Genomic DNA, 26,616 nt, shown 5'->3' with positions numbered 1-26,616 from the left:
CCGACCGCTGGTCGGCTGCTCTGCAGAAAGCAGCCGACCAGCGGTCGGCTCTACCGGGAGCCAAAGGCGGCCGACCAGCGGTCGGCTCTACCAGCAGCACAGCGTTCTGTCGCCCGCCAGCACCGGAGCACCGCCAGCCAGCCTTCGCCCGCCAGCCGCTCCACCGCCCGCCAGCCGACAACGAAAAAGCCGGGGAATGCCCCGGCTTTTTCGTGCCTGGGGTCAGAGCCCTTTCCCATGGAAAGGGATCCGACCCCGTACCTCTTATTCCACCGACAGCCCTTCCACCTTCTGCCAGCCGCGCGGCAGCAGGTGGCCGCGGGTGGCACGGGCGCCGAGGTAGGCGTCGAGCTCGTTGAACTTCAGGCCCATGGTGCGCTGGCCGCTGCGCACCTGCAGGGTCTGCCCCGGACTGATCGCCACGATGGCGACCACGCGTTCGGTGGCGAGCTTGGCCTTCGGGATCTCGATGATCTTGTTGCCCTTGCCCTTGTCCAGTTCCGGCAGGTCGTTGGCGGCGATCGCCAGCAGGTTGCCGGAGCTGGTCACCGCCACGATGCGGTCGGTGGCCACGTTGGCGACCATCGACGGGGTGAGCACCGACGAGCCGGACGACAGGTTCAGCATCGCCTTGCCGGCCTTGTTGCGGCCGATCAGGTTCTCGAAGCGGGTGACGAAGCCGTAGCCATGACTGGAGGCCAGCACGAAGCGGGCATCCGGCTCGGCACTGGCCAAGGTCACGAAGCTGGTACCGGGAGCCGGCGAGAAGCGGCCGGTCAGCGGTTCGCCATTGCCACGCGCGGAGGGCAGGGTATGCACCGGCGTCGAGTAGGCGCGGCCTTCGCTGTCGAGGAACGCGACCTGCTGGGTGCTGCGCGCACGCACTGCGCCCTGCAGGGCGTCGCCGTCGCGGTAGGACAGGGCGGACGCATCGACGTCGTGGCCCTTGGCCGCTCGGATCCAGCCCTTCTCCGACAGCACCACGGTCATCGGCTCGCTCGGCACCAGCTCGGTCTCGTCGATGGCCTGCGCGGCCTGGCGCTGCACCAGCGGCGAGCGGCGTGCGTCGCCGAACTTCCTGGCGTCGGCGGTCAGTTCGTCGCGGATCAGCTTCTTCAGCTTGGCCTTGCTGTCGAGGATGCCGAGGATCTTCTCGCGCTCCTTGGCCAGCTCGTCCTGCTCGCCACGGATCTTCATCTCTTCCAGGCGGGCCAGCTGCTTCAGCTTGGTTTCCAGGATGTACTCGGCCTGTTCCTCGGACAGGCCGAAGCGCGCGATCAGCGCCGCCTTCGGTTCGTCCTCGGTACGGATGATGTGGATCACCTCGTCCAGGTTGAGGAAGGCGACCAGCAGGCCTTCCAGCAGGTGCAGGCGGCGCTCGACCTTCTGCAGGCGGTGCTGCAGGCGGCGGGTGACGGTGTTGCTGCGGAAGGTCAGCCATTCGCTGAGCAGCATCGTCAGGTTCTTCACCTGCGGACGGCCGTCCAGCCCGATCACGTTGAGGTTGACGCGGTAGCTGCGCTCCAGGTCCGTGGTCGCGAACAGGTGGCCCATCAGCTGGTCGGCGTCGACGCGGTTGGAACGTGGCACCAGCACCACGCGCACCGGGTTGGCGTGGTCGGATTCGTCGCGGATGTCTTCCAGCCACGGCAGCTTCTTGGCGCGCATCTGCGCGGCGATCTGCTCGATCACCTTCGACGGCGACACCTGGAACGGCAGCGCCGTCACCACGATGTTGCTGGCCTCCTTGGTGAAGGTCGCACGTGCACGCACGCTGCCGTTGCCGGTCTCGTAGATGTTCCGCAGGTCGTTGGCCGATGTGATGATCTCGGCGCTGGACGGATAGTCCGGGCCCTGCACGTGCTCGCACAGGTCGCGCACGCTGGCATCGGGGTGGTCCAGCAGGTGCAGCAGTGCGCTGACGATCTCGTTGAGATTGTGCGGCGGCACGTCGGTGGCCATGCCCACGGCGATGCCGGTGGTGCCGTTGAGCAGCAGGTGCGGCAGCCGTGCCGGCATCCAGGTCGGCTCCTGCAGGGTGCCGTCGAAGTTCGGTGCCCAGTCGGTGGTGCCCTGGCCCAGTTCGCCCAGCAGCACTTCGGCGATCGGGGTCAGCTTGGATTCGGTGTAACGCATCGCCGCGAACGACTTCGGGTCGTCGCTGGAGCCGAAGTTGCCCTGGCCCTCGATCAGCGGATAGCGGTACGAGAACGGCTGTGCCATCAGCACCAGGGCCTCGTAGCACGCGCTGTCGCCGTGCGGGTGGTACTTACCGATGACGTCACCGACGGTGCGCGCGGACTTCTTCGGTTTGGACGCGGCATTCAGGCCCAGCTCGCTCATCGAATAGATGATGCGGCGCTGCACCGGCTTCAGGCCGTCGCCGATGAACGGCAGGGCGCGGTCCAGGACCACATACATCGAGTAGTCGAGGTAGGCGCGTTCGGCGTACTCGCGCAGCGGCAGTTGTTCGAATCCGTGGAACACGGGGCGGGCAAGTTCGGTCATGCGGCGTTGTTACCTGTTGTCGGGAGGCGGCGACGGCGGTCGCCGCTCGCAATCCTGTGATTATCCGGATGCGGCGGGGGATGCCAAGCCGCGCGCAGGGTCCAGCCCGGTTTCCAGGCCGTGCCCGGCCCGTGCCAGGTAGCGCCCGGGCGGCAGCCCGAAGTGGCGGCGGAACACGGTAACGAACGCGCTGGCGCTGCTGAAGCCCAGCGCGTGGGCGATGTCGGCCACGCTGCGGCCGTCGGTCAGCTGGCGCAGGGCCTCTGACAGGCGCGCCTGCTGCCGCCACTGGGCGAAGCTGAGCGTGGTCTCGTCGCGGAAGTGACGGGTCAGGCTGCGCGGTGACAGACCGGCCCAATGCGCCCATTCGGCCAGGCTGCGTTCGTCGGAGGGGTCGGCCAGCAACTGCGAGGCGATCTTCAGCAGGCGCCGGTCGTGCGGCATCGGCAGGTGCATGCGCTGGCGCGGCGCGGTGCGGATCTCGTCCAGCAGCACGTCGATGATGTGCTGGCGCTCGGGCGTGGTGTCATGGCCGAGCGGCCATTCGCAGATGCGGTCGGCCAGCGCCTGCGCCAGCTTGGACAGGCCCAGCACGCAGGGGTCGGCGGGCAGGGTGGCGCAGGCCGGTGCAGCCAGTGCCATGCCCCAGCCGCGCAACGGGCCGTCGAGGGTGACGGTGTGCGGTTCCAGCGGCGGCATCCAGCCGGCCGAGCCCGGCGCCAGCGACCACGTGCCATGCGAGGTGCGGGTGGTCAGCAGGCCGCGTTCGACGCAGATCAACTGGGCACGCTGGTGGTGGTGCCAGTCGACCTCGCGGGCCAGGCCCTGCTGGCTGTCGAAGCGGAAGGCGATGACCGGCGGGCCGTCGTTGCGCTCGAACCAGTCCAGTGCCTCATCTCTGAGTAGGCGTTTGGGAACCTGAATTTCTGCCTTGTTCATCATGTCCGTTGGCTGAAATGTGACATCCATTGGCTGGATTGTACTACCGGGCCACCTGACCAGATCATTAAGGTAGGCGCCTTCACTGATCGAGCCCGCTGCTGCAACACAGCATTCGATGCCAGATCGAATATTTCCATTGAGAAATATTTTTTTTGGAAGAGAATGCTCCCCCATGATCTGTCCTGCAACCACTCCCCCCAGCTTCGGCCTGCTGCTGCGCCAGGTGCGCGACGGCCTGGTGCGCCAACTCGACGCGTCCATGGCGGAAGAAGATCTGGGAATCGGCTTCACCCATTACATCGGGTTGAAGGTGCTTTCCCACATGGCGCCCTGCACCGCCAACGAACTGGCCCAGGCCATCGACCAGGTGCCCAGCGCGGTCACCCGCCTGCTGGACAAGCTGGAGGCGCTGGGCTGCGTCCGCCGCGAGGCGCATGCGCAGGACCGGCGGGCACTGCAGATCGTGCTGACCGACGAAGGCCGTGCGTTGTGGGCGCGGCTGAAGCTGCGCGGCGACGCGGTGATGGATTACGCGCTGCGTGATCTTTCCGCCGACGAGCGCACGCTGCTGCTGTCCCTCCTTACCCGAATCCGCGATTCACTGACGACCCCATGAACCCGATCCCGCATTCCACTCTCCGCCGGTCCGGGCGCGCGCTGCTGGTGTCAGCGCTGGCGCTGGCCCTGGCCGCCTGCGCCAGCAGTCGTGGCCTCAACCCGCAGGGCCACGTGCTTGACGTGGACAGCCTGCACAGCGAACGCACCCTGGCTGACACCGACCTGAGCGCCGCCGGCTTCCCGGCGCAGGACTGGTGGAAGGCACTGGGCGATGCGCAGCTGGACGCACTGGTCGCCGAAGGCCTGGCCGGTCATCCGAGCCTGGACGCCGCCGACGCGCGCCTGCGCCAGGCCCAGGCCCAGGTCGGCACCGCACGTGCCGACGAACTGCCCAGCCTGTCGGTGTCCGGTGGCTACACCGGCCTGCGCCTGCCCGAGTCGATGGTCGGCAGCGAGATGGGCGGCCGCTATGGCGGCAGCAGCCAGGTCGCCTTCGATTTCAGCTACGGCGTGGACCTGTGGGGCGGCAAGCGCGCTGCCTGGGAAGCCGCCGTGGATGGCGCGCATGCCGCCACCGTTGAAGCCCAGGCCGCACGCCTGAACCTGTCCACCGGCATTGCCCAGGCCTATGCCGACCTGGCCTACGCGTGGCAGCTCAACGACGTGGCCGAGGAAGAACTGACCCGCTCGCAGAAATCGCTGCAGCTGACCCGCCAGCGCCGCAGCGCCGGCATCGACAGCGATCTGCAGGTGCGCCAGGCCGAGGCCCGCGTGCCGGCCGCGCAGCAGCAGGTGCTGGCCGCGCAGCAGCGCATCGACGCCGCCCGCACCGCGCTGGCTGCACTGGTCGGCAAGGGGCCGGACCGTGGCCTGTCGATCCAGCGCCCGCAGCCGTTGAACCCGATGGCACTGCAGCTGCCGGGCGTACTGCCCAGCGAACTGCTCGGCCGTCGCCCCGACATCGTGGCTGCGCGCTGGCGCGTGGAAGCGGCCGACAAGCAGATCAAGGTCGCCAAGACCAAGTTCTACCCGAGCTTCAACCTGACCGCGCTGGCCGGCGTGGTCGCCCCGAACGTGGGTGACCTGCTGAAGAGCAGCTCGACCTTCGCCTACATCGGCCCGGCGTTGAGCCTGCCGATCTTCGAAGGCGGCAAGCTGCGCGCCAACCTGGCCAACACCGACGCGCAGTACGACCTGGCGGTGGCCAACTACAACCAGGCCGTGCTCGATGCACTGCGCGACGTCGCCGACCAGGTCAACGCGGTGCGCTCGCTGGCGCAGCAGGCGCACGCGCAGCAGCAGGCAGTGGACACCGCACGCTCGGCCTTCGACCTGGCCCAGCAGCGCTACCGCGCCGGCATCGGCAGCTACCTGGACGTGCTGACCGCGCAGTCCACCCTGCTGCAGTCGCAGCAGCAGCTGGCCGGCCTGCAGTCGCAGCAGGTGCAGACCTCGGTGCGCCTGAGCAAGGCGCTGGGCGGTGGTTTCCAGCCCGCCGACACCGACCGCGCACCGATCGCCTCCCATTCCGATTCCTCGCATTCCTGAAGACGCCCGCCATGAGCCAGACCCAAGACACCGCGGCCCCGGCCGCCCCCAACCGCCGCGGCAACCTGCTGCGCGGCCTGTTCGTGATCGTCGTGCTGCTGCTTGCCGCCCTGGCGCTGTGGTACTTCATGTTCGGCCGTTGGTTCGAAGAGACCGACGATGCCTACGTGCAGGGCAACCAGGTGCAGATCACCCCGCTGGTGGCCGGTACCGTGGTCGCCATCAATGCCGATGACGGCATGCGCGTGGAGCGCGGCCAGCTGCTGGTGCAGCTGGACCCGTCCGACACTTCGGTGGCGCTGCAGCAGGCCGAAGCCAACCTGGCCAAGACCGTGCGCCAGACCCGTGGCCTGTACCGCAGCGTGGAAGGCGCGCAGGCGGACCTGAACGCCCGCCAGGTGACCCTGAAGCGCGTGCGCGAGGACTTCGCCCGCCGCAAGGATCTGGCCGCCACTGGCGCCATTTCCAACGAAGAACTGGCCCACGCCCGCGACGAGCTGGCTGCGGCCGAAGCGGCCGTTGCCGGTTCGCGCGAGACCGTCGAGCGCAACCGCGCGCTGGTCGACGACACCGTGATCGCCACCCAGCCGGACGTGCAGGCCGCCGCCGCGCAGCTGCGCCAGGCCTTCCTCAACAACGCCCGCGCCGGCATCGTCGCGCCGGTCACCGGCTACGTTGCCCGTCGTTCGGTGCAGGTGGGCCAGCGCGTGCAGCCGGGCAATGCCCTGATGGCCGTGGTGCCGACCGAGCAGATGTGGGTCGAGGCCAACTTCAAGGAAACCCAGCTGCGCCATATGCGCCTGGGCCAGGAAGTGGAGCTGAAGTCGGACCTGTATGCCGGTGACGTGAAGTACAAGGGCCGCATCCAGAGCCTGGGCCTGGGTACCGGCTCGGCGTTCTCGCTGTTGCCGGCGCAGAACGCCAGCGGCAACTGGATCAAGATCGTGCAGCGCGTGCCGGTGCGCATCGCCATCGATGCCAAGCAGCTGGCCGAACACCCGCTGCGCATCGGCCTGTCGATGAAGGCCGAAGTGAGCCTGCGCGACCAGAAGGGTGAAGTACTGCCGAGCACCCCGGCCAAGGGCACCGTGTTCGACACCGACGTATATGCCAAGCAGCTGCATGATGCCGATGAGGTGATCCACACGATCATCCAGGGCAACCTGCCGCAGCAACAGGCAAAGGTGGGCTGAGGTCGCCATGTCCGCACAAGCTCCAGCCGCACCCGGCGCTCCGGGTGCACCGGCGGCGCCGGGTGCGGCCTCCGGGTTCCTGCCACCCAGCGTCGCCCTGTGCACCGTGGGCCTGGCGATGGCGTCGTTCATGCAGGTGCTCGACACCACCATCGCCAACGTTTCACTGCCGACCATCGCCGGTAATCTCGGCGCCAGCTCGCAGCAGGCGACCTGGGTCATCACTTCGTTCGCGGTCAGCACGGCCATCGCGCTGCCGCTGACCGGCTGGCTCAGCCGTCGCTTCGGCGAGCGCAAGCTGTTCGTCTGGGCCACGCTGGCCTTCGTCATCACCTCGCTGCTGTGCGGCCTGGCGCAGAGCATGGGCATGCTGGTGCTGTCGCGTGCGCTGCAGGGTTTCGTGGCCGGCCCGATGTACCCGATCACGCAGTCGCTGCTGGTCTCGATCTATCCGCGCGAGAAACGCGGACAGGCATTGGCGCTGCTGGCGATGATCACGGTGGTGGCGCCCATCTGCGGTCCGATCCTCGGTGGTTGGATCACCGACAACTACAGCTGGGAATGGATCTTCCTGATCAACGTGCCACTGGGCATCTTCGCCGCGCTGGTGGTGGGCAACCAGCTGAAGGGACGCCCGGAGCAGATCGAGAAGCCGAAGATGGACTACGTCGGCCTGGTCACCCTGGTGATCGGTGTCGGTGCCCTGCAGCTGGTGCTCGACCTGGGCAACGACGAGGACTGGTTCTCGTCGATGAAGATCGTGGTGCTGGCCTGCGTGGCGGTGGTGACGCTGACGGTGTTCCTGATCTGGGAGCTGACCGACAAGGATCCGATCGTCGACCTGAAGCTGTTCCGGCACCGCAACTTCCGCGCCGGCACGCTGGCGATGGTGGTGGCCTACGCGGCGTTCTTCAGCGTGGCGCTGCTGATCCCGCAGTGGCTGCAGCGTGACATGGGCTACACCGCGATCTGGGCAGGCCTGGCGACCGCGCCGATCGGCATCCTGCCGGTGATCATGACGCCATTCGTCGGCAAGTACGCATCGCGCTTCGACATGCGCATGCTGGCCACGGTGGCCTTCATCGTGCTGTCGATGACCAGCTTCCTGCGTTCGAACTTCAACCTGCAGGTGGACTACATGCACGTGGCCGGCGTGCAGCTGATCATGGGCATCGGCGTCGCGCTGTTCTTCATGCCGGTGCTGCAGATCCTGCTGTCGGACCTGGATGGGCGCGAGATCGCGGCGGGCTCCGGCCTGGCCACGTTCCTGCGTACGCTGGGTGGCAGCTTCGCGGCGTCACTGACGACGTGGCTGTGGGCGCGGCGTACCCAGGTGCACCATGCCGACCTGACCGAGCACATCTCGGCCTATCAGCCCGGCATGCAGGACCAGGTGACGGCGATGGGGCAGGGCGACCTGCAACACGGTGCAGCGGTACTGAACAACATGATCAACCACCAGGCATCGCAGATGGGCTTCAACGACATCTTCTTCCTGCTGGGCTGGATCTTCCTGGCGATCATCACGTTCCTGTGGCTGGCCAAGCCGCCGTTCGGCGCGGGTGCAGGTGCTGCCGCCGGCGGCGGGCACTGACCGTTCATTGCTGTTGAAACGCAGAAACCCCGCCGCAAGGCGGGGTTTTTCTTTTGGTGGATCCACGCCACGCATGGATGGATCTCGGGGCGTGAATTCCCAGACCCCGGAAACGAAAAAACCCGCTTTCGCGGGTTTGATCATCTTGAGTCGTGGTGCCCAGGAGAGGACTCGAACCTCCACGGTTTTACCCGCTAGTACCTGAAACTAGTGCGTCTACCAATTCCGCCACCTGGGCGACTCAGGAGATGAATTATGGGGAGCCACAGAAGATGTGTCAACAACATTTCACACTTTTTTCTGGGGCTGCACGCCCAGGTGATGCAGCAGGCTGCGCATCGCCGGTGACAGTCGTGTCCACTCGGCAAAGCACGCGCACAGGCGTCGTTGCGCCCACGCATCGGCGAGCGGTACGGCGACGGTGTGCGTGCTGCGCCGATGCTGGCGCGCGATGGTCCGCGGCACGATGCCGACGCCGATGCCGTGGCCGACCATGATGCACACGCCTTCGAAGGTCTTCATGCGGATGCGTACATCCAGGCGGCGCCCGATGTCGCGCGCCTGGGCCTCGATGTAGGTCTGCAGTGCATTGCCGTCGGCCAGGGCAACGAAGGTCTCTCCGGCAGCCTCGGCAAAAGCCAGGCTGCGCCGGGTCGCGAAGCGGTGGTCGGCCGGCAGCAGCATCACCAGGGGATCTTCGGCGACCACATGCTGCTGCAGGCCGGCAGCGTCGACCGCATCGCTGATGATGCCGGCTTCGGCCTGGCCGGCACTGATCGCGCGTACGACTTCGGGGCTGGTGCGCTCCAGCAGTTCGACATGCAGGCGTGGGCGTCCGGCCAGCCACGGCGCGAGCCGCGAGGGCAGGTAGTTGGTCAGCGCGGCGGTGTTGGCATACAGGTGCAGGGTGCCGCGCGCACCCTGCGCGAACGCCTGTAGTTCGCCACGCAGCTGTGCCTGCTGCTGCAGGATCAGGCGTGCGTGGTGGGCGAGGGCGGCACCGGCCTCGGTCAGGCTGACGCCGCGTGGGTGCCGGTGCAACAGCGCGGTGCCGGCATCGGCTTCGATCGTGCGCAGGCGCTCGCTGGCTGAACCCAATGCCAGGTTTGCCTGTGCCGCGCCGGCGGTGATGCTGCCGGCTTCGGCGATTGCCAGGAACAGGCGCAGGTCGGCGATGTCCATCCGCATGTCGTGCCTCATTGCTGATCCGGCGCCTTCGGGTCAGCCGAAGGCTGGGCCGGGAAGACCGCATTGTGCGCCTGGCGAGGGCCCGGTCCAATGAAGCCATGCATGAATCGACATACTTCTATTTGCTGCTGGTGGTGGTGTTCGTGCTGGCCGGCGTGGTCAAGGGCGTGACAGGGATGGGGTTGCCGACGGTGGCGATGGGCCTGCTGGGCAGCACCCTGTCACCGGTGGCGGCGGCGTCGATGCTGTTCATTCCAACCTTCGTCACCAATGCGTGGCAACTGCTGTCCGGGCCGTCGCTGGGCCACATCGTGCGGCGTTTGTGGCCGATGATGCTTGCCGTGGTGGTGGTGACGCTGGGTTCGGCCGCACTGCTGGTGCGGGTCGATCGCACCTGGTCGCGCGTTGCGCTGGGCGTGGCATTGGTGGTCTATGCCGCCTATGCGTTGCTCGCGCCGGTGTTCCGCGTGCCGCAGCGGCGCGAGCGCTGGCTGGGGCCGCTGGTGGGTGCGCTGTCCGGCGTGGTGACGGGGGCGACGGGTGTGTTCGTGATGCCGGCGGTGCCGTACCTGCAGTCGCTGGGATTGCAGCGCGAGGAGCTGGTGCAGGCGCTCGGGCTGGCGTTCACCGTGTCGACGATTTCGCTGACCACCGGTCTGGTGCTGCACGGTGCGTTCGGCATCCAGCAGCTGGGGCTGAGTGCGCTGGCGGTGCTGCCGGCGCTGCTGGGCATGTGGCTGGGCCAGGTGATCCGGCAGCGCATCAGTGCCCGCGTGTTCCGCGCCTGCTTCCTGGGGTTCCTGCTGCTGCTCGGGCTGGAACTGGTGCTGCGGCCGTTGTTCTGATGCCGGATCCGGGGCATGAAAAAACCCGCTTTCGCGGGTTTTTCTCATTCTCGACGTGGTGCCCAGGAGAGGACTCGAACCTCCACGGTTTTACCCGCTAGTACCTGAAACTAGTGCGTCTACCAATTCCGCCACCTGGGCGTCGAGGAGCGAGATTATGGGGTGCCGTGACGGGGGTGTCAACACTTTTTGCTGATCCCGGGTCGGTTGCCGTTGCGCATGCGAAACGGGCTCTGCCCCCCATCTCACTCGCTTGGGGCCAGAGCCCTTTCCTCTGGAAAGGAATCCGACCCCGGCTGCCGGATCACAGGCAAAAAAAAATCCCCGCCGAAGCGAGGAGTTTTTTCGTTGGTGCCCAGGAGAGGACTCGAACCTCCACGGTTTTACCCGCTAGTACCTGAAACTAGTGCGTCTACCAATTCCGCCACCTGGGCGTTCCAGAGGCGCAATTGTGAAGATGAATCCGCAGGCTGTCAACGACTTCCTGAATATTTTTGACGCGATCGCTTGAAGGCGACCGCTGACCCGTTCTGCACGCCGCCAGCCGCTACCATGTAGGGCGATGACTACCAAAAAACCAAGCAAGGGCGGGAGCAAGTCCCGCAGCCAAGCCCCGAACAAGGGCGCCAAGGCGGGTGCAGCCCGCACCACCAAGCCGGGCAAGCCGCTGCCGGGCTGGTTCCCCGAATTGAATGAAGGCGGTGCACCGCCACGCGGCCGCAAGGTCCGCAGTACCGATGCACCGGGCCCGGCCCCGGGCCGCAAGCTGCCGCCGGCCGGCAAGGTGATCGACGATCCCTATGCCGCCCGCGAAGCGGAGAAGTACGAACAGCCCATCGCCAGCCGCGAGGCCATCCTGGCCCTGCTGGAGCGCTGCGAAGGGCCGCAGACCGCCGAGGAACTGGGCGCGCGCCTGGGCCTGACCGCTCCGGACCGGGCCGAAGCGCTGTCGCGCCGGCTCGGTGCGATGGTCCGCGACGGCCAGCTGGTGCAGAACCGTCGCGGCGGTTTCGCCCCGATCCAGACCCTGAACCTGGTCACCGGTGTGGTGATCGCCAACCCGGAAGGGTTCGGCTTCCTGCGCCCGGTCGAGGGCGGCGACGACCTGTTCCTGCCGCCTTATGAAATGCGCAAGGTCATGCACGGCGACAAGGTGCTGGCCCGCGTGACCGGCATCGATCACCGTGGCCGTCGCGAAGGCAGCATCGCCCGCGTGCTGGAGCGCGGCATGACCCGCCTGATCGGCCGCTTCAGCATCGAGATGGGCATCAACTACGTGGTGCCCGACGACAAGCGCGTGCAGCGCAACGTGCAGGTGCCGCCGGACCAGACCGGTGGTGCGCGCGACGGCCAGCTGGTGGTCTGTGAACTGACCCAGGCGCCGGACAGCCGCCGCCCGCCGATCGGCCGCATCATCGCGGTGCTCGGCGACAAGCTGACCGCGTCGCTGGTGGTGGAGACCGCCATCCATGGCCACGAGCTGCCGTTCGAGTTCCCGCAGGAGGTGCTGGACGAAGCGGCCTCGGTGCCGCTGGTGGTCGAGCCGGCGATGATTGGCGACCGTGTCGACCTGCGCAGCACGCCGCTGGTCACCATCGATGGCGAGGATGCCAAGGACTTCGACGACGCGGTGTACTGCGAGCCGAATGCCGAGGGTTTCCGCCTGGTGGTGGCGATTGCCGACGTCTCGAATTACGTTCGCCCTGGTACGCCGCTGGATGAAGAGGCGCAGAAGCGTGCGACGTCGGTGTACTTCCCGGGCTTCGTGGTGCCGATGCTGCCGGAGACACTGTCCAACGGCATCTGCTCGCTGATGCCGAAGGTCGACCGCATGTGCTTTGTCTGCGACATGCAGATCGACCGCGATGGCCTGGTCACGCATTCGCGCTTCTACGAGGCGGTGATGAACTCGCATGCGCGCCTGACCTACACCCAGGTGTGGAAGGCGGTGGGCGAGGACGATGCCGATACCAAGGCCTGGATGGGCGACCTGCTGCCGCAGGTGCAGCGCCTGCACCAGCTGTACAAGGTGCTGTCCAAGGCACGCGCCAAGCGCGGTGCCATCGAATTCGAAAGCAGTGAAGTGCGCTTCGTGCTGGACAACCGTGGTGAAGTGACCCAGGCCGGCATGCTGGTGCGCAACGACGCGCACAAGCTGATCGAGGAGTGCATGATCGCGGCCAACGTCGAGGCCGCCAGGTACCTGCTGTCGCGCCATGTGCCGGCGCCGTACCGCATCCACGAGAAGCCGCCGGAAACCAAGTACGCCGACCTGCTGGAATTCCTCAAGGAGTTCAAGCTGAGCCTGCCGCCGTGGTCGAAGGTGCGCCCGGGCGATTACACCAAGCTGCTGAAGAAGATCCGCGACCGCCCCGATGCCACGCTGCTGGAATCGGTGTTGCTGCGCAGCCAGAGCCTGGCGATCTACAGCCCGGAGAATCACGGCCACTTCGGCCTGGCGCTGGAGGCGTACGCGCACTTCACCTCGCCGATCCGCCGTTACCCCGACCTGCTGGTGCACCGTGCGATCAAGCATGCGTTGTCCGGCAAGCCGCTGGACAAGTTCACCTACAACGCGCGCGAAATGGCGGCCCTGGCGCTGCAGTGTTCCGAGCGCGAGCGCCGTGCCGACGAAGCCGAGCGCGAGGTCGACGAGCGTTACCGCGCGGCGTGGATGGAAAAGCACGTGGGCGACCAGTTCGACGGCGTGATCAGCGGCGTGACCAGCTTCGGCCTGTTCGTGGAACTGGACGAGTCCAAGGTGCAGGGCCTGGTGCATGTGACCCAGCTGCCGCAGGACTATTACAAGTTCGACGCCACCCGCAAGACGCTGACCGGCGAACGCCGCGGCAGCAGCTACCGGCTGGGTGACCGCGTGCGGATCCTGGTGCTGAAGGCCAGCATGGAAGAGCGCAAGATCGACTTCCGCCTGGTCGAGCACAAGGGCGAGGACGAGGGCGATGGCCTGCCGCCGCCGCCCGAGCGGGGCAAGCCGGCCAAGCGCACCAAGAAGAAGTATTGAAAGGTGTGCCGACCAACGGTCGGCACCTACCGCAACTGGTAGGTGCCAACCTTGGTTGGCACGACGTTCCGGAGGAACCCCAGCATGCAAGGCCAACCCGAATACAGTGGCGGCTGCCAGTGCGGCGCGGTCCGCTTCCAGGCGCGTGGCGAGCTCACCGACAGCTCGATCTGCCATTGCCGGATGTGCCAGAAGGCGTTCGGTGCCTATTACGCGCCGCTGGTATCCGTGCGCGGCGTGCAGTTCAGCTGGACCCGCGGCCAGCCGCGCTATTTCCAGTCGTCCAACGTGGTGCGGCGTGGTTTCTGCGCCGACTGCGGTACACCCCTGACCTATGAAGCCCCGGATGGCGTGGCCGTGGCTGCCGGCGCCTTCGATGAGCCGGAACGCCTGCCACCGACGATCCAGTACGGGGTGGAGCGCAAGCTGCCGTTCGTCGACAGCCTGTCCGGCCTGCCGGCGCGGCGCACCGAGGACGACGTCGCCGCGCTGGAGTTCCTGGCCACCATCGTCTCCCACCAGCACCCCGACCACGACACCCCGCACTGGCCGCCGCGCAGTCGGTAACGCCCCTCTAGCGCCGAGCCCACGCTCGGCTGCTCCGGGTTCAGGCTTCATCGGCCCCCCGCCAGCCGAGCATGGGCTCGGCGCTACAGAGGGGCGGCCGGTCGCAGCGCCCGGCCTGCCGATGCTCTACCATAGCCACCCCCTTTCCGGTCCCCGCCCGCATGAGCAAGAACAGCCAGTGGATTGTCGGCGTCAACGCCGTCGCTTCCTCCATCGAGAACGACGCCGAGAACGTCCGCGAAGTGCTGGTCGAGGCCGGTGCGAAGAACCCGCGCCTGACCGAGATCGAAGAGAACGCCCGCCGCAAGGGCATCGATGTGCGCAAGGTGAACAGCCAGGCGCTGGACGGTGTTGGCGGTTCGGTGCGCCACCAGGGCGTGGCCGCGCGCTACGCCGCCGCCCGTACCTACAGTGAGAACGAGCTGGAAGGGCTGGTCACCGCGGCCGAGGGCAAGGCCCTGCTGCTGGTGCTCGACGAGGTGCAGGACCCGCACAACCTCGGCGCCTGCCTGCGCTCGGCCGCTGCCGCCGGGGCGACCGCGGTGATCATCCCGAAGGACAAGTCGGCCACGGTCAATGCCACTGTGCGCAAGACTTCGGCCGGTGCCGCCGACCTGATCCCGGTGGTGGCGGTGACCAACCTCTCGCGCTGCCTGAAGGACCTGCAGAAGCAGGGCGTGTGGATCTACGGCCTGGCCGGTGAAGCCACGGCCTCGCTGTACCAGCTGGACCTGAAGGGCAACATCGCGCTGGTGCTGGGCGGCGAAGCCGATGGCCTGCGCCGCCTGACCCGCGAGAACTGCGATGGCCTGGTCAAGATCCCGATGCCGGGCGAGATCGAGAGCCTGAACGTCTCCGTCGCCGCCGGCGTCAGCCTGTTCGAGGCCGTGCGCCAGCGCGGTTGATCGGCCAGCGCGATGTGATCGGGGTCAGATCCCTTTTCCAATGGGAAAAGGGATCTGACCCCGTTTCATGTCCCGCCTCACCCCGCGCTGCCGCCCAACGCCTTGAACAGCGTCACGTCGTTGTTGAGCTGGCCCTGGCGCGCACGTGCCAGCGACAGTTCGGCATCACGCCGGGTCTGCTGCGCTTCCAGCCAGGTGCGCAGATCGGTGGCACCCACGCGGTAACGCACTTCCTGCGCGCGTTCCACTTCCACCGCTTCGTCGTATGAAGCCTGCGAGGCCGCCACCTGGCGCGCCAGCTGCTCGCGCGCCGACAGTGCGTTGTCCACTTCCGAGAGCGCGGTATACAGCGTCTTGCGGAAGTTGCTGGCGGCGATCTGGTAGGTGGTGCCGGCGATATCGGTATCCAGCTGCGCACGCTGCAGGTTGAGGAACGGCAGCGACAGGCCGGCGCCCAGCGTGGCCACCGGGTTGCGCAGTACGTCGCCCAGCGAGGTCGCGCTGGAACCGAGGCTGCCGGTCAGGCTCAGCGCAGGGTAGTACTGGGTGGCGGTGACCTTGATGGTCTTCAGGCTGTTGCGCAGGCGAAGTTCGGCCGCGCGCAGATCGGGGCGGCGGCCGAGCAGATCGGTCGGCAGGCCTTCGCTGATGGCTGGGCTGCGTGCGCCCAGCAGGTCCTGTGGTTCGTCCTGCTGGGGCCAGGGCGTGCCGTCCAGCAGCACGGTCAGCGCGTTGCGCACCTCCACCCGCTGCTGTTCCAGCGCGTTCTGCGAGGACCGCTGCGACTGCAGGTTCTGCAGTGCCTGGCGCACTTCCAGGCGCGATACCGCACCGGCGTCGAAGCGGGCCTGCACCAGTTCGCGGGTGCGTTCCAGGCGCTCCAGGTTGGCCTGGCCGGTGGCGATCGACTGGTTGAGGTAGGCCAGGTTCCAGTACTGGATGATGGTGTCGCTGATCACCAGCAGCGCGGTGTTCTGCCGATCTTCCTCGCTGGCCTCGGCTTCCCAGCGGGCGATGTCGCGCTGGGTGCGCAGGCGGCCCCACAGGTCCACTTCCCAACCCAGCGAGACGCCGGTGGAATAGCTGCGGCGCCAATCATCAGACTGGTCGGTGGCGCGGCTGGCGCTGCCGCTCACGCCGGATGACGAGGGCTGCGGCCACAGTGCGTTGCTGGCCAGGCCGGCCTGCAGGCGCGAACGCTGCACGGCCAGGCCGGCGGCGGCCAGATCGCTGTTGGCGGCCAGCGCCTGCGCCACCAGGCGGTCCAGGCGTTCATCGCCGAAGCCGGTCCACCAGGTGTCCTGGCGGATGTCGCGGCCCGGTGTATCCAGGCTGCTGCGCGGGTCATCGGCTGGCGCGTTGAGGGTGGCATCGCCACGTCCATACTGCGCGGCCACGGCCGGGTCGTGCACCGGGTAGCGGCCGACCGACGCGCAGCCGGACAGGGCGAGTAGAACGGCACCGGCCAGCAGCAGGTGCCGGGGAGCGGGGAAGGGCAGTCGGGTCATCATCTTCATTCGCGGGCCAGGGCCTCCACCGGGTCGAGCTGCGCGGCGTTGCGCGCTGGCAGGAAGCCGAACGCAACGCCGATCAGGGTCGAGCAGGCAAACGCGGCGACGATCGAGGCGGTGGAGAACAGCACCTGGAAGTCGCTGGCGAAGCGGCCGATCATCGAGCCCAGCAGCAGGGCCAGGCCGATACCGAGCACGCCGCCGAGCAGGCAGACCAGCACCGCTTCGATCAGGAACTGCTGGCGGATATCACTCTGCCGTGCACCGACGGCCATGCGCACCCCGATCTCGCGGGTGCGCTCGGTCACCGATACCAGCATGATGTTCATCACGCCGATGCCACCGACCAGCAACGCGATGGCGGCGATGGCACCGATCAGCAGGGTCATCGTGCGCGTGGTCTGCTCGATGGTCTCGCGGATCTCGGCGCTGTTGCTGAGGAAGAAATCCTCGGTGCCATGGCGCAGGGTCAGCAGGCGGGTGATCGCTTCCTGCGCGGCGTCCATCGGCGTGTCATCGTCCACGCGCACGGTGATGCTGGACACGTGGCTCTGGCCGAGCATGCGCGACATCACCGTGGTGTACGGCACCCACACGCTGAGGCTGGTGCTGCCGCCGAAGCCGAAACTCTGCCGCTTGGCCACGCCGACCACGCGCGCCGGCACGTTGCCGAGCAGGATCACCTGGCCGACCGGGTCGACATCGGGAAAGAACTGGGACTGGGTGTTCTCGTCGATCACCGCCACCTGGCCCAGGCCCTTGACCGCATCGGCATCGAAGAAGCTGCCGCTGAGCAGGGTCACGCCCTTGACCCGGAAGAACTGCTCGCCAACGCCGCTGACCTGGGCGGTGGACGACTGGTTGCGGTAACGCGCGGTGACCGAAGTCGATACGCTGGGGGTGGCGCTGTCCACGTAGCTCTGCCTTGCCAGTGCATCGGCATCGCTGGCCTTGAGCGTCTGTACGCGCGCCGAGCGCATGTCGCCGAAACCGCGGCCGGGATAGACGTCGATGGTATTGGTGCCGAGCGCGCTGATGTTCTGCAGGATCTGCTGCTGGGAGCCATTGCCCAGCGCCACCACCGAGACCACCGAGGCGATGCCGATGATGATGCCGAGCATGGTCAGGAAGGTTCGCAGCCGATGTGCGTTCATCGCCAGCAGCGCCATGCGGAACGCTTCGGTGAAGCGGTCGCGCGCGGCCCGCCAGCTGTTGCCGCGGGCGACGCCGGTACTGGCCTCGCGCTGCGCACGGTAGGTCGGCGCATTCGGGTTGGCGCGGTCGGCGATGATCTCGCCATCGCGGATTTCGATGATGCGCTGCGCGTGCTCGGCCACGCTCATGTCGTGGGTGACGATGATGATGGTGTGGCCTTCGGCATGCAGCTCGCCGAGGATCGCCATCACTTCCTCGCCGGATTTCGTGTCCAGCGCGCCGGTCGGCTCGTCGGCCAGGATCACCTCGCCGCCGTTCATCAGGGCGCGTGCGATCGACACGCGCTGCTGCTGGCCACCGGACAGCTGGCCCGGCTTGTGATGCATGCGGTCGCTCAGGCCCAGCCGCTGCAGCAGTTGCTCGGCACGCGCGTTGCGCACCGGGCCGGGGCTGCCGGCGTACACCGCCGGCACTTCCACGTTGCCGCGCGCGTCCAGGTCGCCGAGCAGGTGGTAGCGCTGGAAGATGAAACCGAAATGCTCGCGGCGCAGTTCGGCCAGTTCGTCCGGTTGCATCTTCCCGGTTTCGCGGCCGGCCACCTGGTAGCTGCCACGCGTGGGACGATCGAGGCAGCCGAGGATGTTCATCAGCGTCGACTTGCCCGAGCCGGACTGGCCGACGATGGCCACCATCTCACCGGCGTGGATGTCGAGATTGACGTCGCGCAGCACGGCGATCACATCATCGCCGGCCGGGAATTCACGTCGCAGGTCGCGCAGGCGCAGCAGCGGCGCCGTCGTGCTCATCGGCGCCCCATGCCCGGGCCGCCAACCCGCATCTGCATGCCGCCGCGGTTGCCGCCGCCGGCGCTGGCACCGGCCGCACCCGCTTCGCCAACCACCACGCGCTCGCCTTCCTTCAGCCCGGAGAGGATCTCGGCCGAGGCGCCATTGTTGATGCCCACCGTGACCTTGCGCGGCTGCGGCTGGCCCTTGTCGTCCAGCACCCGCACCATGCGCTCGTCGCCACGGCGCTTCGGCCCCAGCGCCACTGCCGGCACCATCAGCACGCCCTTGGCCTGCTTGAGCAGCACCGAGACCTGCGCGGTCATGTCGATGCGCAGCGTGCCATCCGGGTTCTCCACGTCGAACAGCGCGTTGTAGTAGACCGCGCTGCTGGAACTGGAACTGGAGGAGCTGCTGGAGCTGGATGAATTCTCGTTGGCGATCGAGGCTGGCGCCGGATTGATCTGGCGCAGCGTGGCGTGGTACTTGCGGTCCGGGTCGCCGAGCGTGGTGAAGTACACCGGCATGCCGGCCTTGATCTTGACCACGTCGGCCTCGGAGATCTCCGCATTGACGGTCACCACGTCCAGCCGCGCCAGCATGACGATGGTCGGCGCGGTCTGGTTGGCGTTCACCGTGCGGCCTTCCTCGGCCACCACCGCCACCACGGTGCCATCCATCGGCGCGGTGATGCGGGTGTAGGCCAGGTTGGCGCGGGCGGTGCCCAGCTCGGTTTCGCGGCCCTTGATCTGTGCCTCATAGGACTGCAGCTGGGCGCGGGCGGTCTTCAGCTGTGCCTCGGCGGCATCGTACTCCTGGCGCGAGGTGGCCTCGGCGGCCAGCATCTGCTGCTGCCGCGCGAATTCCAGTTCGGCCTGGCGCAGGGTGGCCTGCTGCACGGCGCGCTGCGCGGTGACCTGGTCCAGCGAGGCCTGCGCGTTGAGCACCTGGTTCTGCTGGGTGGTGGCGTCGATCTCGGCGATCAGGTCGCCTTCCTTTACCGTATCGCCCAGCTGCACCTTCAGCGACTTGATCTGGCCCGAGGCCTGCGCGCCGACGCTGACCAGCTTGTAGGCATCGATCACGCCGGTCGCGTCCACGGTCTGCTCGATGTCACCGCGGCTGACCGGCGAGGTGGCCACGGCCGGGGCGGCGGGCTTGCGCAGCAGCCACCAGGCGGTGGCGGCGACGATCAGGGCAAGCAGGGCGATCAGCATCAGGCGACCCCGGCGGGTCGCGGGCAACAGGCGGAACGTCACGTGGTGGCTTCACTCTCGGGGCCGCGCGTGCGGCGTTGGCAGGCATTGTGAAGACCGGACGATGGACCGCTCAATCCTCGGGGTATGTCTGTGTGTAACACTGTCGGTGAATACGCGTAACCACAGGTATCCCGTCCCCGGGTGGATACACTGGTACGCATTGCCCCGGATGCGGTTCAGCTGCCGACACGGGATGATCGCGACATGGAGACTGAAAACCCGATGCATCGACTGCTGATCGTCGACGACGACAACGACATCCGCACGCTGCTGGCCGAGCAGCTCGGCCGCGCCGGTTACCTGGTGAGCACGGCGGCCGATGGCACCGCCATGCGCCAGCTGCTGGACCGCGAGCACGTGGACCTGATCGTGCTCGACCTCAACCTGCCGCGCGAGGATGGCCTGACCCTGTGCCGTGACCTGCGTGCGCGTTCGAACACGCCGGTGATCATGCTGACCGCACGCGCCGAGCCGATCGATCGTGTGCTGGGCCTGGAAATGGGCGCCGATGACTACCTGGCCAAGCCGTTCGAACCGCGCGAGCTGCTGGCACGCATCCGCAACGTGCTGCGCCGGACCGAGGCGCTGCCGGCCAACCTGGAGCCGCTGGCGGTGCGCCGTGCGCGCTTCTCGCGCTGGGTGTTCGACCTGGAACATCGCCACCTGGTCGATCCGGATGACCGCGTGGTGGTGCTGTCCGGCGCCGAGTTCCGCCTGCTGCGGGTGTTCATCGCGCACGCCAACAAGGTGCTGTCGCGCGAGCAGCTGGTCGCGCTCAGCAGTGGCCGCAACTACGAGGCACAGGACCGCGCGATCGACCTGCAGGTCAGCCGCCTGCGCAACAAGCTGGGCGACGACGGTGGCCCGGACGGACTGATCAAGACCGTGCGCAACGAGGGCTACGTGCTGGCCTCCGCGGTCAACCTGGAATAAGCCGCGATGAAGCGCCTGCGCCATTTCCTGTCCTCGATGGTCGGGCGGTTGTTCGTGATCCTGTTGCTGGGCATGGCGGTGGCTGCGATCGGCGCGACCATGCTGGCCACTTCCAAGCGCCAGCAGGAGTTCGAGCGGCAGAACCTGAACCGCATCGCCGACCGCCTGCAGGGCTACGTCAACCTGCTGGACGGCAATCCGGAGCTGCGCGAGCGCCTGCTGGCGATCGGCGGGCCGAGCGTGCGCGCGCTGCAGCCCGGAGCCCGCCTCGGGCGTGCCGACACGGCGCTGATGGAAGTGCTGGAAGACCGCCCCGGACCGGTGTCGCGCGCGCATGTGCACTTCGCTTCGTGCCGCTCCTGCATTCCCAAGCTGCAGGACCTGCTGCCGCCGCCACCGCCGGGTCACCGGCGGCCGCCGCGCGAACGCGACCCGGCGTTCATCCCGCCCAAGTGCCGCGCGGTGGACGTGACCCTCAACGACGGCACGCTGCTGAAACTGGCGCTGGACTCGCCGGCGGTGGCGCACAACGGCATCCTCGCCGTGGACCCGTGGTTCCTGACCCTGCTGGTGCTGGCGATTGCCGTGCTGGCCTATATCGTTGCGCGCATGGCCAGTGCGCCACTGCAGGAACTGGCCGCCGCTGCCGAGGATCTCGGCGACGATCTGCAGCGCGACCCGTTGCCATTGCGCGGGCCGCGTGAAGTGCAGCGCGCCGCCGAAGCCTTCAACGCCATGCAGCACCGCCTGCAGCGGCACCTGGCCGAACGCACGCAGATGCTGGCGGCGATCACCCATGACCTGCAGACGCCCCTGACCCGGTTGCGCCTGCGCCTGGAGAATGTCAGCGACGAAGCCCTGCGCGAGCGCCTGATCGGTGACCTGGCGGCGATGCAGGCGCTGGTGCGCGAGGGCCTGGAACTGGCCCGCAGTGCCGAGAGTGCCGAGCAGCGCGCCGCACTCGACCTGGATTCACTGCTGGAGAGCATCGTAGAGGACACCGCCGAAGGCGGCGCCGACGTGGTCTTCGAGGGGGGCAGTGGTTCGGTGCTGATGCTGCGTCCGCTGGCCATGCACCGCCTGTTCTCCAACCTGGTGGACAACGCGGTGATGTACGCGCAGCGGGCGCGGGTACGGGTCGAGCGCAGCGGCGGTGCGATCACCGTAGTGGTGGCCGATGACGGCCCCGGCCTGGCCGAAGAGCAGCTGGAGGCGGTGTTCGATCCGTTCGTGCGGGTGGAAACCTCGCGTTCGCGCCAGACCGGCGGGGCCGGCCTGGGCCTGACCATCGCCCGCGCCCTGGCCGAGAAGGACGGCGCGCGGCTGTGGCTGCGCAACCGGGCCGAAGGTGGCCTGGAGGCGGTGGTGCAGTGGCCGGCCAGTGCCCAGGTGGTGGCGCCCGGCCGCGCCGGCTGAGCCGGCGGGCCGCGGACGGTGACGCCGGGGCCGGGGTTTGGCCTATCATCTGCCCATCTCCCCAGTCTCCCCTCGATGAGCCAGCCCGTTCCCGCCGGCATGCCAGTGCGCGCTGCCCGGCTGTTCCCGCACGCTGCCGCGCCCTGCAGCCGCACCTGGCCGCCGCTGCTGCGGTGATGGGCGGGCAGGGGGACGAGGGGCGTTGGGTGGAGCGCCGCGCATCAGGATTCAGGCGGGCACTGCGGCAGGGCCTGCTGTGGTTGCTGCTGGCCCTCGCGCTGCCGCTGGCGGCACAGGAGGGCGCGCCCCCGCTGCGCGACTACGCCATCGACGTATGGACCTCGCGCAACGGCCTGCCGCACAACTCGCTGCGCGACATCGCACAGACGCCGGAGGGCCATCTGTGGTTCGCCACCTGGGAAGGGCTGGTGCGCTACAACGGACTGGACTTCACCGTGTTCGACCGCAGTACGCGCCCGGGCCTGCGCGACAACGGCATCGGCGCACTGTTCGTCGACCGCCAGGGCGGGCTGTGGATCAGCGATTCGCGCGGCAACGTCAGCCACCGCGGCAGCGACGGCCAATGGCGGGTCTGGGAGCACCAGGCCGGTACACCGCAGGTGCTGATCCAGTCCATGCAGATGGACAGCCAGGGCCGGCTGTGGCTGCTGTACGAAGGCAAGGGCATCGGCTACCTGGCGCCGGATGCCGGCATCGTCTACCAGGCACCGGCGGCGGACCTGCCGATGGCGATGAGCTTCACCAAGCTGGTGGTCGATGCCCAGGACCGGGTATGGGTCGGCACGCTCGACGGGCTGGTGCTGCGCGACAACGACGGCGTGCTCAAGCGCGCGCCCGCCGCGTGGGGGCTGGGCGCCGGCAGCGGCCTGTCGTGGCCGTACCGGGCACCGGATGGCGCGCTGTGGATCGTCGCCGGCGAGCGCCTGTACCGGGTGGAGGACGACCAGCTGGTGCTGGTGCACCGCCTGCCGGGCCAGCTGCACATGACCTCGATGCTGCAGGACCGGCATGGCGATCTGTGGCTGGGTACCGAGAACCAGGGCCTGCTGCGCATTTCCGCCCATGGCCTGGAGCGGCTGCCGGCCGGCCTGAACCTGCCGGGCGGACGCGTGGTCAGCCTGCGCGAGGATGCCGAAGGCAGCATCTGGGTGGGAGCCAATGGGGGCCTGTACCGCCTGCGCGAAACACTGTTCAGCAGCTTCACCGAGCGCGATGGGCTCAGTGGCGACTACGTGCGCACGGTGTTCGAGGATCGCGACCGCCAGCTGTGGGTCGGCAGCGCCAGCGGCCTTGACCTCCAGACCCGCGACGGTCGTTTCCGCGCGGTGCCGCTGCACAACCGCGGCGGCAAGGCGCCCTCGGTACTGAGCCTGGCACAGGGGCCGGACGGTGACCTGTGGGTGGGAACCTTCGGCGACGGCGTTTACCGGCTGGGTCGCGATGGGGGCCTGCGCCACAACTATGCGGCGGCTGACGGCATGCCGGGCGGCAACATCCGTGCGATCACCGTTGACCCGCAGGGCGTGGTCTGGGCCGGCACGCAGAAGGGCGTGGTGCGCATCGACGGCGACCGGGTGCAGGTCTCGAACGTGCCGGGCATGCCCGGCGGCCTGATCACCGCGCTCGAGCATGATCACCAGGGCAACCTGTGGATCGGCACCATCGAAGGCATCCGCGTGCTGCGTGGCGACCACGTGCAGTCGATCGACCTGGCCCCGCTGGGGGGCGGCCGCAGCGTGTTCGGTTTCCACCAGCTGGGCGATGCGATGTGGATCAGCAGTGATCGTGGCCTGTACCGCTGGCGCAACGGTACGCTGGCGCGGGTCGGCCTGGAGCAGGGCATGCCGGTGGACGCGGTGTTCCAGCTGGTGCCGGACCGCCTCGGCAATGTCTGGATCAGCAGCAACCGTGGTGTGCTGCGCACCGACATGGCCACCCTCAATGCGGTGGCCGATGGCCGCACGCCGCGGGTGGTGCTGGAGCGCTACAACGAGATCGACGGCATGGCCAATGCACAGGCCAATGGCAGCTCCAGTCCATCGGCGATCCTGCGCCAGGATGGCACGTTCTGGGTGGTCACCGCCGGTGGCCTGAGCACGGTCGACCCGCAACGCCTGCAGCGTTTCCGCGAGCGGCCATCGCCGCCGGCGGCGATCGAGAGCGTGCAGGTGGATGGTGCGCCGGTGCACTGGGAGGGACCGGATCGCAATTACATTCCCGGTGGCCGCCGGTTGGCGGTGAGCTATGTCGGCCTGAGCTACCTGATGTCCGACCGGATCCGCTACCGCACGCGGCTGGATGGCCTCGATGCCGGCTGGGTCGAGCGTGGCCCGCAGCGCAGCGTCGAGTTCGTTGGCCTGCCGCCGGGCGACTACACCCTGCATGTGGCTGCGGCGCATCCGGGCGGCAGCTGGGGCCAACAGGAGGCGGTGTGGAGCTTCAGCGTCGAGCCGTTCTGGTGGCAGCGGCGCAGCGTGCAGGCGCTGGGCGGGCTGTTGCTGCTGGCCGGCCTGGTGGCACTGTACCGCCTGCTGCTGCAGCAGCTGAAGGCCAGCAACCTGCGCCTGGCGCGGCGGGTGGACGACGCGACCTTCGACCTGCAGGCCAAGACCGTGCACCTGCAGGCGCTGAACCAGGAAAAGACCGAGCTGGCCGAACGCCTGGCGCGCCAGGCCGAAGCCTTCGAGCGCCAGGCCCGTGAGGATGCGCTGACCGGGCTGGCCAACCGCCGCGGCTTCGACGAGACGCTGGCGCGTGACTTCGCCCGTTCGCAGCGCAGTGGTCATCCACTGTGCCTGGTGGTGCTGGACATCGACCATTTCAAGGACGTCAACGACCGCCACAGCCACAGCATCGGCGATGCCGTGCTGGTGCAGGTGGCGACGCTGATCGCAGCCGCCAGCCGCGACTCCGACCTGCCGGCGCGAACCGGCGGCGAAGAGTTCGCGCTGCTGCTCAATGACACCCGCCTGGAGGAAGCCGCGCAGCTGTGCGCGCGCCTGCGCGGCCTGTTCCATGACCACCCCGACTGGGCCGGTGTGGAAGGCCTGCGCGTGACCTTCAGTGCGGGGCTGGTGGAGCTGGATGCCGACGACCGCACCCCGGCGCTGCTGTACCAGCGCGCCGACCGCGCGCTGTACCGCGCCAAGAGCGACGGCCGCGATCGCACGAGCATTGGTTGATCGCATCCACGCATGGCGTGGATCTACTGTGCGGCGATTGATTCGCCACCATGCATCGATGGAACGACGTCGGCCTGTAGAGTCGAGCCGTGCTCGACCACCGCGCGGCAGCGCGGAAAAAGGTGCAGCCGAGCATGGCCCGGCTCTACAGAAAGCGCTTTCTTACCGCGGCCAGGCGTTGGCGATGGTGCAGAACAGCCGCGCGGTCTGCTCGGTGTCATATACCGCGCTGTGCGCTTCATTCGCATCCCAACCCAGCCCGGCGGCAGTGGCCGCACGCGCCAGCACGGTCTGGCCGTAGGCGATACCGGCCAGGGTGACCGTGTCGAACACGCTGAACGGATGGAACGGGTTGCGCTTGTGGCCGGTCCGCGCCACGGCCGCGTTGACGAAGCCGAGGTCGAAATGGGCATTGTGGCCAACCAGGATCGCGCGCTGGCAGCCGTACTTCTTCATCGCCGCACGCACCGGAGTGAAGATGTGGTCCAACGCCGCTTTTTCTTCCTTGGCCAGCCGGAACGGATGGTCGAGGATGATGCCGGTCACTTCCAGCGACTTCGGGTCGATCTCCAGGCCCTCGGCCGGGACCACGTGGGCACTGGCGGTCTGGCCGGGGTAGAGCAGGCCGTTCTCGTCCATCTCGATCGGCACCGCAGCGATTTCCAGCAGCGCATTGCGCTGGCTGTCGAAGCCGCCGGTTTCCACATCCACCACCACCGGCAGGAAGCCGCGGAAGCGTTGTGACATCGCGCGCTGCGCCTGGGGAACTGCGGAATCGGGAACGGCGGCAGGTGCGGGGATGGGGTCAGTCATGCGTGAATTCTATCAGAGCAGCCCTGAGCGCCCGGCCACGCAGCCCATGCCAGCCACCGTGGTGGCACGAACGCAGAACCCGGTAGGTGCCAACCTTGGTTGGCACATGACGCGCCGACCAAGGTCGGCATCTACCGAACCGCTGGCCGCGCAGGTGTGGCCGAGGGAGACCACCGCGCCAACCAGGCGTCCACGCTCAGCTTGCCGGCGCCGGTGAAGATCAGCGGCAGCAGCATGGCCATGAACAGCACCGGCAGCTTGAAGTTGCCGAAGCCCTGGTCGCTGATCGCATAGCCCATGGCCAGGTCGGCCAGCGAGTTCCACTCCATCGGCCAATGCACCGTATAGGTGGCCACCACGGTCAGCACCAGCAGGCTCGCGGCGGCGAAACGGGTGCCGAAACCGAACAGCAGGCAGGCCGCCCCGAGCAGTTCGAACCAGGTCGCCAGTTGCCAGTTCAGGGTGGCCGGCAACTGGTCGAACGGGAATGGAAAGGCGTCCTGCAGGTCGGCGAACCAGTTCTGGCCGCGCAGCTTCTCGCGGCCGGATTCGAAGAATTCCCAGGCCAGCAGCAGGCGCAGGCCGAGCGGGGCCAACCAGGGGGCGAGACGGTCCAGCTGGCCACGCGCGGCGGCCAGGGTCGGAAGGTTCATCAGGGGATCTCCGCAAAT

Annotated in this window: 19 protein-coding genes and 3 tRNA genes; 11 read left to right on the top strand and 11 right to left on the bottom strand. The window is 68.0% G+C overall.

Translation table 11 applies throughout. From position 1 onward, the window contains the following. Window positions 1-264: 264 nt before the first annotated feature. Both parC and J3A72_RS17585 read right to left on the bottom strand, forming a co-directional pair. Window positions 265-2,508 (bottom strand): DNA topoisomerase IV subunit A, encoded by a 2,244-nt coding sequence (parC, locus tag J3A72_RS17590; protein WP_075075668.1) that lies wholly within the window; start codon window positions 2,506-2,508, stop codon window positions 265-267. 60 nt (window positions 2,509-2,568) lie between these two features. Further along, a complete protein-coding gene (locus J3A72_RS17585; RefSeq protein ID WP_046429737.1) occupies window positions 2,569-3,450 on the bottom strand; it encodes a helix-turn-helix transcriptional regulator in 882 nt (293 codons plus the stop codon). Window positions 3,451-3,622: 172 nt separating this feature from the next. On the opposite strand from J3A72_RS17585, the gene emrR reads away from it, so the two are divergent. The 4 genes from emrR to emrB are packed head-to-tail and all read left to right on the top strand — an operon-like array spanning window position 3,623 to window position 8,343. Further along, complete coding sequence (gene emrR / locus J3A72_RS17580) at window positions 3,623-4,066, top strand: multidrug efflux system transcriptional regulator EmrR (RefSeq protein WP_014646521.1); 444 nt, start codon at window positions 3,623-3,625, stop codon at window positions 4,064-4,066. After that, entirely contained in the window at window positions 4,063-5,556 is a 1,494-nt protein-coding gene (emrC, locus tag J3A72_RS17575) for a multidrug efflux transporter outer membrane subunit EmrC (protein WP_046429738.1), read from the top strand. Before emrR ends, emrC begins: the two co-directional genes overlap by 4 nt. Window positions 5,557-5,567: 11 nt before the next feature. Continuing rightward, window positions 5,568-6,749, top strand: a complete 1,182-nt coding sequence (gene emrA / locus J3A72_RS17570) for a multidrug efflux MFS transporter periplasmic adaptor subunit EmrA (protein WP_032956867.1) — start codon at window positions 5,568-5,570, stop codon at window positions 6,747-6,749. 7 nt (window positions 6,750-6,756) lie between these two features. Beyond that, a complete protein-coding gene (gene emrB, locus J3A72_RS17565) occupies window positions 6,757-8,343 on the top strand; it encodes a multidrug efflux MFS transporter permease subunit EmrB (RefSeq protein ID WP_005408769.1) in 1,587 nt (528 codons plus the stop codon). A 153-nt stretch (window positions 8,344-8,496) separates the two neighbouring features. Here the strand turns inward: emrB and J3A72_RS17560 are convergent. Together J3A72_RS17560 and J3A72_RS17555 are read right to left on the bottom strand one after the other, a co-directional pair. Then, window positions 8,497-8,581: transfer RNA gene (locus J3A72_RS17560), tRNA-Leu, on the bottom strand. Window positions 8,582-8,631: 50 nt separating this feature from the next. Beyond that, window positions 8,632-9,531: a LysR family transcriptional regulator gene (locus J3A72_RS17555; protein ID WP_075075670.1), complete on the bottom strand. Its 900-nt coding sequence runs from the start codon at window positions 9,529-9,531 to the stop codon at window positions 8,632-8,634. 98 nt (window positions 9,532-9,629) lie between these two features. Between J3A72_RS17555 and J3A72_RS17550 the strand changes: the two genes are divergently transcribed. Continuing rightward, window positions 9,630-10,376, top strand: a complete 747-nt coding sequence (locus tag J3A72_RS17550; RefSeq protein ID WP_014646526.1) for a sulfite exporter TauE/SafE family protein — start codon at window positions 9,630-9,632, stop codon at window positions 10,374-10,376. Window positions 10,377-10,432: 56 nt separating this feature from the next. Here J3A72_RS17550 and J3A72_RS17545 read toward each other — a convergent pair. Both J3A72_RS17545 and J3A72_RS17540 read right to left on the bottom strand, forming a co-directional pair. Next, window positions 10,433-10,517 (bottom strand) — tRNA-Leu (locus J3A72_RS17545). A 208-nt stretch (window positions 10,518-10,725) separates the two neighbouring features. Beyond that, window positions 10,726-10,810 (bottom strand) — tRNA-Leu (locus tag J3A72_RS17540). 128 nt (window positions 10,811-10,938) lie between these two features. On the opposite strand from J3A72_RS17540, the gene rnr reads away from it, so the two are divergent. From rnr to rlmB, 3 genes are all read left to right on the top strand, one after another. Next, window positions 10,939-13,398, top strand: a complete 2,460-nt coding sequence (rnr, locus tag J3A72_RS17535) for a ribonuclease R (RefSeq protein WP_209572063.1) — start codon at window positions 10,939-10,941, stop codon at window positions 13,396-13,398. Window positions 13,399-13,482: 84 nt separating this feature from the next. Continuing rightward, window positions 13,483-13,965 (top strand): GFA family protein, encoded by a 483-nt coding sequence (locus tag J3A72_RS17530; RefSeq protein WP_014646528.1) that lies wholly within the window; start codon window positions 13,483-13,485, stop codon window positions 13,963-13,965. A 161-nt stretch (window positions 13,966-14,126) separates the two neighbouring features. Further along, entirely contained in the window at window positions 14,127-14,870 is a 744-nt protein-coding gene (gene rlmB / locus J3A72_RS17525) for a 23S rRNA (guanosine(2251)-2'-O)-methyltransferase RlmB (RefSeq protein ID WP_005408775.1), read from the top strand. Window positions 14,871-14,947: 77 nt separating this feature from the next. Here the strand turns inward: rlmB and J3A72_RS17520 are convergent, their stop codons facing one another. The 3 genes from J3A72_RS17520 to J3A72_RS17510 are packed head-to-tail and all read right to left on the bottom strand — an operon-like array spanning window position 14,948 to window position 19,580. Then, complete coding sequence (locus tag J3A72_RS17520; RefSeq protein ID WP_075075671.1) at window positions 14,948-16,387, bottom strand: TolC family protein; 1,440 nt, start codon at window positions 16,385-16,387, stop codon at window positions 14,948-14,950. Continuing rightward, window positions 16,384-18,342 (bottom strand): MacB family efflux pump subunit, encoded by a 1,959-nt coding sequence (locus J3A72_RS17515; protein WP_049442200.1) that lies wholly within the window; start codon window positions 18,340-18,342, stop codon window positions 16,384-16,386. The genes J3A72_RS17520 and J3A72_RS17515 overlap by 4 nt, the downstream gene beginning before the upstream one ends. Next, window positions 18,339-19,580, bottom strand: a complete 1,242-nt coding sequence (locus J3A72_RS17510) for an efflux RND transporter periplasmic adaptor subunit (RefSeq protein WP_075075672.1) — start codon at window positions 19,578-19,580, stop codon at window positions 18,339-18,341. Before J3A72_RS17510 ends, J3A72_RS17515 begins: the two co-directional genes overlap by 4 nt. A gap of 204 nt (window positions 19,581-19,784) precedes the next feature. On the opposite strand from J3A72_RS17510, the gene J3A72_RS17505 reads away from it, so the two are divergent. The 3 genes from J3A72_RS17505 (at window position 19,785) to J3A72_RS17495 (ending at window position 25,132) form a co-directional block, all read left to right on the top strand. After that, window positions 19,785-20,513 (top strand): response regulator, encoded by a 729-nt coding sequence (locus tag J3A72_RS17505; protein WP_041863210.1) that lies wholly within the window; start codon window positions 19,785-19,787, stop codon window positions 20,511-20,513. Between the two features lie 6 nt (window positions 20,514-20,519). Continuing rightward, a complete protein-coding gene (locus J3A72_RS17500; protein WP_075075673.1) occupies window positions 20,520-21,929 on the top strand; it encodes an ATP-binding protein in 1,410 nt (469 codons plus the stop codon). Between the two features lie 176 nt (window positions 21,930-22,105). After that, window positions 22,106-25,132, top strand: a complete 3,027-nt coding sequence (locus J3A72_RS17495) for a ligand-binding sensor domain-containing diguanylate cyclase (RefSeq protein ID WP_209572061.1) — start codon at window positions 22,106-22,108, stop codon at window positions 25,130-25,132. Window positions 25,133-25,294: 162 nt separating this feature from the next. Here the strand turns inward: J3A72_RS17495 and rnt are convergent, their stop codons facing one another. Beyond that, a complete protein-coding gene (rnt, locus tag J3A72_RS17490; RefSeq protein WP_041863214.1) occupies window positions 25,295-25,945 on the bottom strand; it encodes a ribonuclease T in 651 nt (216 codons plus the stop codon). A 131-nt stretch (window positions 25,946-26,076) separates the two neighbouring features. Continuing rightward, window positions 26,077-26,598 carry a DoxX family protein gene (locus J3A72_RS17485; protein ID WP_075075675.1) on the bottom strand — a complete coding sequence of 174 codons (522 nt, stop codon included), beginning with the start codon at window positions 26,596-26,598 and terminating at the stop codon, window positions 26,077-26,079. Window positions 26,599-26,616 lie beyond the last annotated feature (18 nt).

Origin of the sequence: Stenotrophomonas sp. PvP093, from assembly GCF_017876915.1 — a bacterium.
In the GTDB taxonomy this organism is placed as follows: Bacteria; Pseudomonadota; Gammaproteobacteria; order Xanthomonadales; family Xanthomonadaceae; genus Stenotrophomonas; species Stenotrophomonas muris.
This window is presented reverse-complemented; position numbering and strand designations above follow the sequence as displayed.